General features: G+C 71.2%; 5 protein-coding genes, 1 tRNA gene and 1 rRNA gene. 5 read left to right on the forward strand and 2 right to left on the reverse strand.

What is annotated here, in order from left to right; genetic code table 11:
* Window positions 1–137: 137 nt before the first annotated feature.
* Window positions 138–254: ribosomal RNA gene (rrf, locus tag AB0O40_RS20615) — 5S ribosomal RNA — on the forward strand.
* Window positions 255–259: 5 nt separating this feature from the next.
* A tRNA-Thr gene (locus AB0O40_RS20620) sits at window positions 260–335 on the forward strand.
* A 70-nt stretch (window positions 336–405) separates the two neighbouring features.
* Here the strand turns inward: AB0O40_RS20620 and AB0O40_RS20625 are convergent.
* Together AB0O40_RS20625 and AB0O40_RS20630 are read right to left on the reverse strand one after the other, a co-directional pair.
* Window positions 406–876 carry a hypothetical protein gene (locus AB0O40_RS20625; protein WP_365043404.1) on the reverse strand — a complete coding sequence of 157 codons (471 nt, stop codon included), beginning with the start codon at window positions 874–876 and terminating at the stop codon, window positions 406–408.
* A 67-nt stretch (window positions 877–943) separates the two neighbouring features.
* Entirely contained in the window at window positions 944–3,607 is a 2,664-nt protein-coding gene (locus tag AB0O40_RS20630; protein ID WP_365043407.1) for a SpoIIE family protein phosphatase, read from the reverse strand.
* Between the two features lie 258 nt (window positions 3,608–3,865).
* Between AB0O40_RS20630 and AB0O40_RS20635 the strand changes: the two genes are divergently transcribed.
* The 3 genes from AB0O40_RS20635 (at window position 3,866) to AB0O40_RS20645 (ending at window position 13,084) form a co-directional block, all read left to right on the forward strand.
* The gene (locus AB0O40_RS20635) at window positions 3,866–9,346 is read left to right on the forward strand and encodes a HAMP domain-containing protein (protein WP_365043409.1); all 5,481 of its coding nucleotides are present in this window, start codon (window positions 3,866–3,868) and stop codon (window positions 9,344–9,346) included.
* Between the two features lie 188 nt (window positions 9,347–9,534).
* Window positions 9,535–10,215: a response regulator gene (locus AB0O40_RS20640; protein WP_365043412.1), complete on the forward strand. Its 681-nt coding sequence runs from the start codon at window positions 9,535–9,537 to the stop codon at window positions 10,213–10,215.
* Between the two features lie 124 nt (window positions 10,216–10,339).
* Window positions 10,340–13,084 carry a DNA translocase FtsK gene (locus tag AB0O40_RS20645; RefSeq protein WP_365043415.1) on the forward strand — a complete coding sequence of 915 codons (2,745 nt, stop codon included), beginning with the start codon at window positions 10,340–10,342 and terminating at the stop codon, window positions 13,082–13,084.
* Window positions 13,085–13,238: the final 154 nt, after the last annotated feature.

The raw sequence follows: 13,238 nt of genomic DNA on the forward strand, positions 1-13,238 counted from the left end.
CAGATGTGGAAGCCCGGTAACGGGTGGAGCTGACTGGTACTAATAGGCCGAGGGCTTGTCCTCAGTTGCTCGCGTCCACTGTGTTAGTTCTGAAGTAACGAACCGTGTCATTGCCCGGTTGGTTAACTTCATAGTGTTTCGGTGGTCATAGCGTTAGGGAAACGCCCGGTTACATTCCGAACCCGGAAGCTAAGCCTTTCAGCGCCGATGGTACTGCAGGGGGGACCCTGTGGGAGAGTAGGACGCCGCCGAACAACCCGCCCTTTTAGCTCAGTCGGTAGAGCGTCTCCATGGTAAGGAGAAGGTCAACGGTTCGATTCCGTTAAAGGGCTCCAACAAAAAAGGCCCCCACCATTCGGTGGGGGCCTTTTTTGCGTTCACGATCGGTCGTTCACCGCCGGCCGTTCACCGCAGGCGTTCGCCGGCCGCGTCGACGAAGGCGCGGACCCGGTCCTCGAAGGCCCGCTCGATGGTGACCAGGGCCGCCCGGTCCGCGGCGTGCGTGATCTCGCCGAGCTTCTGGGATATCGCCGTCATCAGCGGGCGTAGATGGGGGTCGTCCGCCACGAGCTGGAGCCGGAAGGCCGCCGTGTCGGCCGCGGCGCCCAGCCGGTCGCTCTCCAAGAGCGCGGTGACCAGGCGTTCCTCATCGGGCGGGGTGTGCCGGCGGCGGAACCAGAGGGTGATCATGCCGCGTTTCAGCTCCGTGACCGCGGCGGCGTACGAGCTGTAGGCGGTGAGCCGCTCCTGGCGGAGGCGTTCCGCCTTGGCCAGGGCCTCGGTCCGGGCGGTGGTGCGGCGTTGGAAGGCGTACGTGCTGAATGAGCCGATCAAGGTGCCGGCCACGGCCACCAGGCTGGCGAAGACGGTATCCACGGGCGGGAGTCGACCACACCGGCCCGGCTCCGGCCAAGGGATTTGGCGGTGCCGGGCGGCCGGTGGGTCAGTCGCCCTGGCGGGGTTCCGGGACGCGGAAGGCGAGGATGGCCATGTCGTCGGAGGCCGGCTCGGCCGCGAAGCGTTCCACCGCCCGCAGGACCCGGGCGGCCACCGCACCCGCGGTGAGGCCCGTACAGGTGGTGAGGACGTCGGTCAGGCCGTCGTCACCCAGCATCCGGGTGCCCTCGCGGCGCTCGGTGACGCCGTCCGTCACGCACAGCAGGACATCGCCGGGATCGAGCGTCAGGCTCTGCTCGTACAGCTCCAGCTCCTCCATGACGCCGAGCAGCGGCTGCGGCTCCGCCGCCGGCTCCACCTGGCCGTCCGGGCGCAGCCGCAGCGGCAGGGGGTGGCCGGCGCACACCAACTTGAGCGCCGCCCCGCCGTCCTCCTGCGGGCTCAGCTCGCCGTACAGGAGGGTCAGGAAGCGGCTGCGGGCGCCCTCGTCGAGGATCGCGGCGTTCAGCCGCTCCAGCACCGCGGGGCCGCTGTAGCCCTCCTTGGCCAGCAGGCGCAGGGCGTGCCGGGCCAGGCCCGTCACCGCCGCGGCCTCCGGGCCGGTGCCGCAGACGTCGCCGATGGCGAAGCCGTAGGCGCCGTCGCGGATCGGGAAGACGTCGTAGAAGTCGCCGCCCACTTCGTTGCCCTCGCCGGCGGCGCGGTAGATGACCTCGACCTCCATGCCCGGGATGGCGGGCTGGCTGGGCGGCAGCAGGCTGCGCTGGAGCGAGCGGCTGATGGCCATGCGCTCCGAGTACAGGCGGGCGTTGTCCAGGGCCAGGGCGGCCCGGCGGGACAGGTCCTCGGCGAGCTCCAGGATCTCCTGGCGGAAGTGCTCCTCGGCGGGCTTGCCGAGGGTGAGCAGGCCGATGACGCGGTTGCGGGCCATCAGGGGCAGCACGACGGTCTCCCCGCCGACGGCCGCGGCGGTGGCGAGGGTGGTGCCGATGCCCGCGGTGAAGTCGCTGGGGGAGCCGAGGCCCACGGTCCGCATGGAGCTCTGCAGGGCGGCCCGGTGGGCGGCCTCGGCCGGCGCGGTCCAGGGGCGGACGGCCTGGTCGGAGCCGGGCTCCGGCGGGGGGATGCGGGTCAGCAGCGCCTTGAGGCCGTCGATGAGTTCTTCGTCCTCGTGGAGCACGTACGCGAGGTACGGGTCGGAGGCCGGGTCCGCGATCGTGTACACGGCGCACCAGGTGGCCAGGGTGGGGACGGTCATCTGGGCCATGAGGGCGAGGGTCTGGTCGCGGTCCAGGGTGCCGGCCAGCAGGTCGGAGGCCTCCACCAGGAAGGAGAGGGAGCCGCGGCGCAGCCGCTCCAGCTCGCCCAGGCGGGCGGACTCCACGGCGAGGGCGATCCGGTCGGCGGCGAACTGGAGGCTGAGGGCTTCCTCGTTGGAGTACCGGCCGGGGGTCTCGGCGGCGACGCCGAGGGAGCCGGTGAGCCGGCCCTCGACCTTGAGGGGGACGGTGACCACCGAGCGCATGCCGGTGCCGGTCAGCAGCGGGACGGCGCCGGGGACGGCGGTGAGGTCGTCGTGGACGGCGGGCATCCGGGCGGAGCCGTAGCGGCTGGCGCCGGCCTCCACCGGGACCCGGGCGAAGCGCTGGCGGGTGGAGGGCAGGCCGGTGGTCGCGCGGACCTCCAGCTCGGTCTCGTCGTCGGTGGCCAGTAGGAGGAAGGCGGCGTCGGCGTCGAGCATGTCCCGGGCGCGCTCGACGGTGCGCTGGAGCAGGCCGTCGAGGTCGTCGGGGGCGGGGGAGCCGATGAAGACCTCGAAGGGGTCGCTGGCGCGGGGTTCGGAGAGCTGGTTGGGGTCGGGGGCGGGGGTGCGGGCCGGGGTCTGCAGGACGGCCCGCTCGCTGTCGTGGACCAGCAGGCAGACGGTGGACGGGGCGCCCTCGGTGTCGCGTACCCGGAGGTGGGAGGCGTAAACGGGGATCACCCGGCCGTCCGCGCCGCGCAGGCCGTAGCTGCCCTCCCAGCGGGACAGGCGCAGGGCCTCGGCGATGCCGGTGCCGGTGCCGGGGGTGTGCGGCCAGGCGGCGAACTCGGCGAGCGGGCGGCCGGTGACCTTCTCGGCGGGGTAGCCGAAGACGTGCTCGGCGTCTTCGTTCCAGGCGGAGATCAGGCCCTCGCCGTCGATCTGGAGGACGGCGACGCGGACCCGGGCGTCGGCGGCGGGCAGCAGTTCGTCGGGGACCACGGGGCCGGCGGAGCGGGTGCCCACCGGGCGGGCCGGCAGGTCCAGCTGGAACCAGACGTGCTTGCTGGCCGGTTCGTACTCCACGCCCCAGCGGGTGGCCAGGGCGGCGCAGAGCATCAGGCCCCGGCCGCCCTCCTGGTCCAGGTTGGCGAAGTGGCGGTCCGGCCGGTGCAGGGGCACTTCGCGCTCGGGGTAGTGGTCGGCGACCTCGACGCGGACGCCCTCGGGGGCGCGCAGGCACAGGACGTCGGCGCGGGTGCCGGCGTGGATCACCGCGTTGGTGACGAGTTCGCTGGTCAGGACCACGGCGTCGTCGACGATGTCGGCGAAGCCCCAGCCCTGGAGGGTGTCGCGGACGAAGGCCCGCGCGGTGGCTACCGACCTTCCGACGGGTTCGAAGCTGGCAGCCGCCCGGGCCGTGACCACAGCACTCCTCGATCGTGTCGCGCTGCCCGGCTCCGCCATGCGTCCGCCCCTCCCGTGCCCGGTGTGTTCCGCGCCACCGTCCCTGCCGGGCGGACCGGGACGGTTGGACAGTCGGATGCCAGGTTACTTACCTTCACGGTCACAGCGGACGCGGTCGACAGGGATTCCACCCGCACGGTGCGGGTCCTGTACGAAGGTGTCGAAGTTTTATGGCCGGGTTCGGCCATGGTGAAACACTGGGCAGGCTTGACAGAGACGTACCCGGTGAGAGCGGTCGACCCTTTCGGGAGGGACACGGTGGAGTCTGGCGTAGCGGCGCGAAGGGCCAGTGCGCGCGGCAAGGGAGGGCGGACACGCCGGGGCGGGACCACGGAGGTCGACTCGGCCGCCCTGGACCGGCTGCTGACGGCGCTCGTCTCCATGCGCGACGGGAACTTCCGCAAGCGGCTGACGGTGTCCGGCGAGGGCGTGATGGCGGAGATCGCCGCCGTCTACAACGAGGTCGCCGACCGCAACCTGCACCTCACGGGCGAGCTCGCCCGGGTACGGCGGACGGTGGGCCGTGAGGGCAAGCTGAGCGAGCGGCTGGAGACGGGGGCATGCGAGGGCTCCTGGGCGGCGGCGATCGACGCCTCGAACCAGCTCGTGGAGGACCTGGCGCGGCCGGTGTCCGAGGTCGGCCGGGTGCTGTCGGCGGTCGCGGAGGGCGACCTGTCCCAGCGGATGGACCTGCGGACGCAGTCGGCCGAGGGGGTGGGGCATCCGCTGCGCGGGGAGTTCCTGAAGGTCGGGCGTACCGTCAACAACCTGGTCGACCAGCTGTCGGCGTTCACCGACGAGGTGACGCGGGTGGCGCTCGAGGTGGGTACCGAGGGCAAGCTCGGCGGCCAGGCCCAGGTGCGCGGTATGTCCGGTTCGTGGAAGGACCTGACGGACTCCGTCAACACGATGGCGTACCGGCTCACCGCTCAGGTGCGTGACATCGCGCTGGTCACCACGGCGGTGGCGAAGGGCGACCTGTCCCGCAAGGTCACGGTGCACGTGGCCGGCGAGATGCTGCAGCTGAAGAACACCGTGAACACCATGGTGGACCAGCTGTCCTCGTTCTCCTCCGAGGTCACGCGGGTGGCCCGGGAGGTGGGTACGGAGGGCGAGCTGGGCGGTCAGGCGCAGGTGCCGGGGGTGGCCGGGGTCTGGAAGGACCTGACGGACTCCGTCAACACCATGGCGGGCAACCTGACCGCGCAGGTGCGGGGGATCGCGCAGGTCACGACGGCGGTGGCGAACGGCGACCTGTCCCAGAAGGTGACGGTCAGCGCGCGCGGCGAGGTGGCCCAGCTCGCCGAAACGATCAACCAGATGACGGAGACCCTGCGGACCTTCGCGGACGAGGTCACCCGGGTGGCGAGCGAGGTCGGGGCCAAGGGCCTGCTGGGCGGTCAGGCGCAGGTGCCGGGTGCGGCGGGGACCTGGAAAGACCTCACCGACTCGGTGAACACGGTCTTCCGCAACCTCACCACGCAGGTGCGCGACATCGCGCAGGTGACGACCGCGGTGGCCAACGGCGACCTGTCGCAGAAGGTCACGGTCGACGTCGCGGGCGAGATGCTGGAGCTGAAGAACACCGTCAACACGATGGTGGACCAGCTGCAGTCCTTCGGTGCCGAGGTGACCCGGGTGGCCCGGGAGGTGGGCGTCGAGGGCGAGCTGGGCGGTCAGGCGCAGGTGCCGGGCGCGGCGGGGACGTGGAAGGACCTCACCGACTCGGTGAACACGGCCTTCCGGAACCTGACGGGCCAGGTGCGCAACATCGCCCAGGTGACGACGGCGGTGGCCAACGGCGACCTGTCGCAGAAGGTCACGGTGGACGTCTCCGGCGAGATGCTGCAGCTGAAGAACACCGTGAACACCATGGTCGACCAGCTGTCGTCGTTCGCCGACCAGGTCACGCGGATGGCGCGGGACGTGGGTACGGAGGGCCGGCTGGGCGGTCAGGCGCGGGTGGACGGGGTCTCGGGCACCTGGAAGGACCTGACCGACTCCGTCAACTTCATGGCCGGCAACCTGACCTCTCAGGTGCGGCAGATCGCTCAGGTGACGACCGCGGTGGCGCGGGGCGACCTGTCGCAGAAGATCGATGTGGACGCGCGGGGCGAGATCCTGGAGCTGAAGAACACCATCAACACGATGGTGGACCAGCTCAGCGCCTTCGCCGAGCAGGTGACCCGGGTGGCGCGGGACGTGGGCACCGACGGGCGGTTGGGCGGTCAGGCGCAGGTGCCGGGCGTGGCCGGGGTGTGGCGGGACCTGACGGACTCGGTGAACGGCATGGCCGGGAACCTGACGGCGCAGGTGCGCAACATCGCGCAGGTCGCGACGGCGGTGGCGCGGGGCGACCTGTCGCAGAAGATCGACGTGGACGCGCGCGGCGAGATCCTCGAGCTGAAGAACACGCTGAACACGATGGTGGACCAGCTGTCGTCGTTCGCGGACCAGGTGACCCGGGTGGCCCGGGAGGTGGGCACCGAGGGGATCCTCGGCGGTCAGGCCGAGGTCAAGGGTGTCTCCGGCACCTGGAAGGACCTCACCCAGTCCGTCAACTCGATGGCGAACAACCTCACGTCGCAGGTGCGCAACATCGCCGAGGTGACCACGGCGGTGGCCATGGGCGACCTGTCGAAGAAGATCACGGTCGATGCGCGGGGCGAGATCCTGGAGCTGGTCACCACCGTCAACACGATGGTGGACCAGCTGTCGTCCTTCGCCGAGCAGGTGACCCGGGTGGCCCGCGAGGTGGGTTCCGAGGGCATCCTCGGCGGTCAGGCGCGGGTGCGCGGGGCGACGGGCATCTGGAAGGACCTGACGGACAACGTCAACCTGATGGCCAACAACCTGACCTCGCAGGTGCGCAACATCTCGCAGGTGTCGGCGGCGGTGGCCAACGGCGATCTGACGAAGAAGGTCACGGTGGAGGCGCGCGGCGAGGTCGCGCAGCTCGCGGACACGGTCAACACGATGGTGACCACCCTGTCGTCGTTCGCGGACGAGGTGACCCGGGTGGCGCGCGAGGTGGGCACCGAGGGCGAGCTGGGCGGTCAGGCGCACGTGCCGGGCGTGTCGGGGACGTGGAAGGACCTCACCGAGTCGGTGAACTCGATGGCCTCCAACCTGACCGGTCAGGTGCGGCAGATCGCCATGGTGACCACCGCGATCGCCAAGGGCGACCTGACGAAGAAGATCGACATCGACGCCCGGGGCGAGATCCTGGAGCTGAAGACGACGATCAACACGATGGTCGACCAGCTGTCGTCCTTCGCGGACCAGGTGACGCGGGTGGCCCGGGAGGTGGGTACCGAGGGCATCCTGGGCGGTCAGGCGCGGGTGCGGGACGTGGACGGCACCTGGCGGGACCTGACGGAGTCGGTGAACGAGATGGCCGGGAACCTGACCCGGCAGGTGCGGGCGATCGCGGCGGTGGCCACGGCGGTGACCCGGGGCGATCTGAACCTGAAGATCGACGTGGACGCGTCGGGCGAGATCCAGGTCCTCCAGGACAACATCAACACGATGATCGCGAACCTGCGCGACACGACCTTGGCCAACAAGGAGCAGGACTGGCTCAAGGGCAACCTGGCCCGGATCTCGGGCCTGATGCAGGGGCGCCGGGACCTGGACGACGTGGCCTCGCTCATCATGAGCGAGCTGACGCCGGTGGTGTCCGCGCAGCACGGTGCCTTCTACCTCGCGCTGCCGGCCGCCGGCGGGCAGGAGATCGGCCCGGAGGGCGGCCGGGAGGGCTCGTACGAGCTGCGGATGCGCGGGAGTTACGCGTACGCGGGCAGTGCGATGCCGACCAGCTTCCGGCCGGGGGAGGGGCTGATCGGGACGGTCGCGGAGGAGAAGCGGACGATCCTGGTCGAGAACACCCCGCCGGGTTATCTGAAGATCTCCTCGGGGCTGGGGGAGGCGCCGCCGGCCCATGTGATCGTGCTGCCGGTGCTGTTCGAGGGGAAGGTGCTGGGCGTGATCGAGCTGGCGTCCTTCCAGCCGTTCACGCAGATCCAGAAGGACTTCCTGTCGCAGATCGCCGAGATGATCGCGACCAGCGTCAACACGATCAGCGTCAACTCGAAGACCGAGGTGCTGCTCAAGCAGTCGCAGGAGATGACCGAGCAGCTGCGCGAGCGCTCGGCCGAGTTGGAGAACCGGCAGAACGCACTCCAGCTGGCCAACGCCGAACTGGAGGAGAAGGCCGAGCTGCTGGCCCAGCAGAACCGCGACATCGAGGTGAAGAACACCGAGATCGAGGAGGCCCGGCAGGTCCTGGAGGAGCGGGCCGAGCAGCTGGCGGTCTCGATGCGCTACAAGAGCGAGTTCCTGGCGAACATGTCGCACGAGCTGCGCACGCCGCTGAACTCGCTGCTGATCCTGGCGAAGCTGCTGGCGGACAACGCCGACGCCAACCTCTCCCCGAAGCAGGTGGAGTTCGCGGAGACCATCCACGGCGCCGGTTCCGACCTGCTCCAGCTGATCAACGACATCCTGGACCTGTCGAAGGTCGAGGCGGGCAAGATGGACGTCTCGCCGACCCGGATCGCGCTGGTGCAGCTGGTGGACTACGTCGAGGCGACCTTCCGGCCGTTGACGGCGGAGAAGGGGCTGGACTTCTCGGTGCGGGTCTCGCCGGAGCTGCCGGCGACGCTGCACACCGACGAGCAGCGGCTGTTGCAGGTGTTGCGCAACCTGCTGTCCAACGCGGTGAAGTTCACCGACAGCGGGGCGGTGGAGCTGGTGATCCGGCCGGCCGGGGCGGACGTCCCGGTGGAGATCCGGGAGCAGTTGCTGGAGGCGGGTTCGCTGCGGGAGGCGGACGGCGACCTGATCGCCTTCTCGGTGACGGACACCGGCATCGGGATCGCGGCGAGCAAGATGCGGGTGATCTTCGAGGCCTTCAAGCAGGCGGACGGCACCACGAGCCGGAAGTACGGCGGCACTGGCCTGGGCCTGTCCATCAGCCGGGAGATCGCCCGGCTGCTGGGCGGTGAGATCCACGCGTCGAGCGAGCCGGGCCGGGGCTCGACCTTCACGCTGTACCTGCCGCTGCACCCCAGCGAGCTGCCGCCGCAGGGCTATCCGCAGCTGGCGCCGGGCGGACGGGCGGACGGCTTCCGCACGGCGGTGGCCGAGGCGCTGCCGGCCGCTGCGGCGCCGGCCCTGCCGGCCGCACCGGACGCGGGCGGGCCGGGTGCGGCGCCCACGCTCTTCCGGCGGCGGCGCAAGGCGCTGAGCGACCTGGAGCCGCGGCCGGCGCTGCCGGGGCAGGCTCCGGGTGGCCAGCAGGACGACGCGGACTGGGCGGTCGCGGCGGAGGAGGCGCCGGCGGCCCCGGTGACCTACGACTTCCGCGGGGAGCGGGTGCTGATCGTCGACGACGACGTGCGCAACGTCTTCGCCCTGACGAGCGTGCTGGAGCAGCACGGTCTGGCGGTGCTGTACGCGGAGAACGGCCGGGAGGGCATCGAGGTCCTGGAGCAGCACGACGACGTGACGGTGGTGCTGATGGACATCATGATGCCGGAGATGGACGGGTACGCGACCACGGCCGCGATCCGGCGGATGCCGCAGTTCGCGGGGCTGCCGATCATCGCGCTGACGGCCAAGGCGATGCAGGGCGACCGGGAGAAGGCGATCGACTCGGGTGCGTCCGACTACGTCACCAAGCCGGTCGATCCCGACTACCTCTTGACGGTGATGGAGCAGTGGATGCGCGGGAAGTGATGCGGAACGTCATGAGAGGGCGTGGTTCGGGGAACCTTCTGGTCCACGACCGCGTTTCTGCTACGGAGACTGTGACATCTCGGTGACTGGGTGTGGCGATCTCAGGAGTGGGGCTACGATGACCGGCACAAGGACGGGCGGGTTCTGGGAGCCGGGGAGGCCCCTTATGGGGGCGAGGAGGACAGGGCATGGTGCAGAAGGCCAAGATCCTCCTGGTCGATGACCGGCCGGAGAATCTGCTGGCGCTGGAGGCCATCCTCTCCGCGCTCGATCAGACACTGGTCCGGGCGTCGTCGGGGGAGGAAGCGCTCAAGGCGCTGCTGACGGACGACTTCGCGGTCATCCTGCTGGACGTCCAGATGCCGGGCATGGACGGTTTCGAGACCGCCGCGCACATCAAGCGGCGGGAGCGGACCCGGGACATCCCGATCATCTTCCTGACGGCCATCAACCACGGCCCGCACCACACCTTCCGCGGGTACGCGGCGGGTGCGGTGGACTACATCTCGAAGCCGTTCGACCCCTGGGTGCTGCGCGCCAAGGTGTCGGTCTTCGTCGAGCTGTACATGAAGAACTGCCAACTGCGCGAGCAGGCGGCCCTGCTGAGGCTCCAGCTGGAGGGCGGCGGTCAGACCGGCGCCGGTCCCAAGGAGTCGGCGGGGCTGCTCGCCGAGCTGTCGGCCCGGCTGGCGGCCGTGGAGGAGCAGGCGGAGGCGCTGTCCAAGCAGCTCGACGACGAGTCGGCGGACGCGGCGGCGGTGGCGACCGCCGCGCACCTGGAGCGCAAACTGACCGGGCTGCGGCGGGCGCTGGACGCCCTCGAGCCCGGTACGGGCGGGGCCGCGCCCGCCCTGCCGGCCCAGACCTGAGGGTCCTGACGCCCCGCCGGAGGTTCCCGACGGGGCGTCACTTCACTGACGGGGCGCCCGACACGAACGGGTGAAGGGGTGGGCACACGTGTCCCCCGCCGCCGACACCGGTAACCTCGCCCCCATGGCCTCAAGTACGTCCGGCAAGGGTTCCCAGAGCACGGCGGGCACCGCGAAGGCCCGCACCGGTCGTACGACGGCGGCGGCGAAGAAAGCCGCGCCCGCGCGCAAGCCGCCCGCCAAGAAGGCCGCCCCCGCGAAGCGGGCGCCGGCCAAGAAGGCGGCGGCCAGGCCCGCGCCGTCGCCCACCGGGGGCGTGGTCAAGCTGGTCCGCGCGGTCTGGCTCGGTGTGGCGCACACGGTGGGCGCGGTCTTCCGCGGCATGGGCCGGGGCGCGAAGAACCTCGACCCGGCGCACCGCAAGGACGGCCTGGCGCTGCTGCTGCTCGGCCTGGCGCTGATCGTGGCCGCCGGGACCTGGTCGAACCTGCGCGGTCCGGTGGGCGATCTGGTGACCATGCTCGTGACCGGTGCCTTCGGCCGGCTCGACCTGCTGGTGCCGCTGCTGCTCGGCGTGATGGCCGTACGGCTGATCCGGCACCCGGAGGAGGTCGACGCGAACGGCCGGATCGGGATCGGGATCACGGCGCTGGTCATCGGCGTGCTGGGGCAGGTCCACATCGCGTGCGGGGCGCCCGGGCGGGACGCGGGCAGCGAGGCCATCCAGGACGCTGGCGGGCTGATCGGCTGGGGTGCCGCGCAGCCCCTGATCTTCACGATGGGCGCGCCGCTGGCGGTGCCGATGCTGGTGCTGCTGACCGTCTTCGGGCTCCTGGTGGTCACGGCCACGCCGGTCAACGCGATCCCGCAGCGGCTGCGGCAGCTGGGGGTCCGGCTCGGGGTTGTGGCGCCGGGCGAGGAGGACCCGTACGAGGCGGGCGCCGACCGGCACGACGAGGCGCGGTGGCGGGCCCGGACGGGCCGGGGCGAGGACGTCGGCGAGGACGGCGAGGGCCCGCTCGGCGCGGAGGAGGCGGCGCTGGCCAAGCGCCGCCGGCCGCGGCGGCCGGCCGGGCCGGGCGCGCTGGACCGTCCGATGGACGCGGTGGACGTGGCGGCCGCGGCCGCCGCCGCGCTGGACGGCGCGGTGCTGGGCGGGCTGCCGCCCAACCCGCTGGTCGCCGACCTCACCCACGGGGTCGCCACCGACCGGCCGGGCGGCGAGAGCACCGCGCCGGTGCCCACCCCGGTCCCGGTGCAGGCCCCGAAGCCGGGTGCGCCCCGGCCGACGGCCAGGGAGGCCGCGCCCGCGGTCGTACCGGACCTGACCAAGTCCGCGCCCGAGGTCGCGGAGCCGCTGCCGCCGCGGGCGGAGCAGTTGCAGCTGCGCGGGGACATCACGTACTCGCTGCCCTCGCTGAACCTCCTGGAGAAGGGCGGGCCGGGCAAGACCCGCAGCGCGGCGAACGACGCGGTGGTGGCCTCGCTGTCGAACGTCTTCTCCGAGTTCAAGGTCGACGCGGCGGTCACCGGCTTCACCCGGGGCCCGACGGTCACCCGGTACGAGGTGGAGCTCGGCCCGGCGGTGAAGGTCGAGCGGATCACCGCCCTGACCAAGAACATCGCGTACGCGGTGGCCAGCCCGGACGTGCGGATCATCAGTCCGATCCCGGGCAAGTCGGCGGTCGGCATCGAGATCCCGAACACCGACCGCGAGATGGTCAACCTCGGCGACGTGCTGCGGCTGGCGGACGCGGCGGAGGACGACCACCCGATGCTGGTGGCGCTCGGCAAGGACGTCGAGGGCGGCTACGTGATGGCCAACCTGGCGAAGATGCCGCACGTGCTGGTGGCCGGCGCGACCGGCTCCGGCAAGTCCTCCTGCATCAACTGCCTGATCACCTCGGTGATGGTGCGCGCCACGCCCGAGGACGTGCGGATGGTGCTGGTCGACCCCAAGCGGGTGGAGCTGACCGCCTACGAGGGCATCCCGCACCTGATCACCCCGATCATCACCAACCCCAAGCGGGCCGCCGAGGCGCTGCAGTGGGTGGTGCGCGAGATGGACCTGCGCTACGACGACCTGGCGGCCTTCGGCTTCCGGCACATCGACGACTTCAACGAGGCCATCCGCAACGGCAAGGTCAAGCTGCCGCCGGGCAGCGAGCGGGAGCTCAGCCCCTACCCGTACCTGCTGGTGATCGTCGACGAGCTGGCGGACCTGATGATGGTCGCGCCGCGGGACGTCGAGGACGCGATCGTGCGGATCACCCAGCTGGCCCGGGCCGCCGGCATCCACCTGGTGCTGGCCACCCAGCGGCCGTCGGTGGACGTGGTCACCGGTCTGATCAAGGCGAACGTGCCGTCCCGGCTGGCCTTCGCGACCTCCTCGCTCGCCGACAGCCGGGTCATCCTGGACCAGCCGGGCGCCGAGAAGCTGATCGGCAAGGGCGACGGGCTCTTCCTGCCGATGGGGGCGAACAAGCCGGTCCGGCTCCAGGGGGCCTTCGTCACCGAGGCCGAGATCGCCGCGATCGTGCAGCACTGCAAGGACCAGATGGCGCCGGTCTTCCGGGACGACGTCACGGTCGGGCAGAAGCAGAAGAAGGAGATCGACGAGGAGATCGGCGACGACCTGGACCTGCTGTGCCAGGCGGCCGAGCTGGTGGTGTCCACGCAGTTCGGCTCGACCTCGATGCTCCAGCGCAAGCTGCGGGTCGGGTTCGCCAAGGCGGGCCGGCTGATGGACCTCATGGAGTCGCGGGGAGTGGTGGGGCCGAGCGAGGGCTCCAAGGCGCGGGACGTGCTGGTCAAACCGGACGAGCTGGACGGCGTCCTGGCGGTCATCCGGGGCGAGGACCACCCGTAAGGGATCCGAGCACAACCGTTTCCCTTGGTCGTGCGTCAAGTTGAGGAAAGGGGGCGGAGCCGTCCGCTGCGGTTCCCCGGCCACGGCCGGGGGCGCCCCCGGCCGACGGGCTCGGTACGCCATCCCGATGGCGTACAAAGTCCACCCTCCCGCT

The organism is Streptomyces sp. NPDC089919 (assembly GCF_040684615.1).
Taxonomy (GTDB): domain Bacteria; phylum Actinomycetota; class Actinomycetes; order Streptomycetales; family Streptomycetaceae; genus Streptomyces.

Excerpts from the sequence above, each read along its gene's own strand:
- AB0O40_RS20630 (WP_365043407.1), bottom strand. The coding sequence starts at position 3,607 with ATGGCGGAGCCGGGCAGCGCGACACGATCGAGGAGTGCTGTGGTCACG.
- AB0O40_RS20640 (WP_365043412.1), top strand. The coding sequence starts at position 9,535 with ATGGTGCAGAAGGCCAAGATCCTCCTGGTCGATGACCGGCCGGAGAAT.
- AB0O40_RS20645 (WP_365043415.1), top strand. The coding sequence starts at position 10,340 with ATGGCCTCAAGTACGTCCGGCAAGGGTTCCCAGAGCACGGCGGGCACC.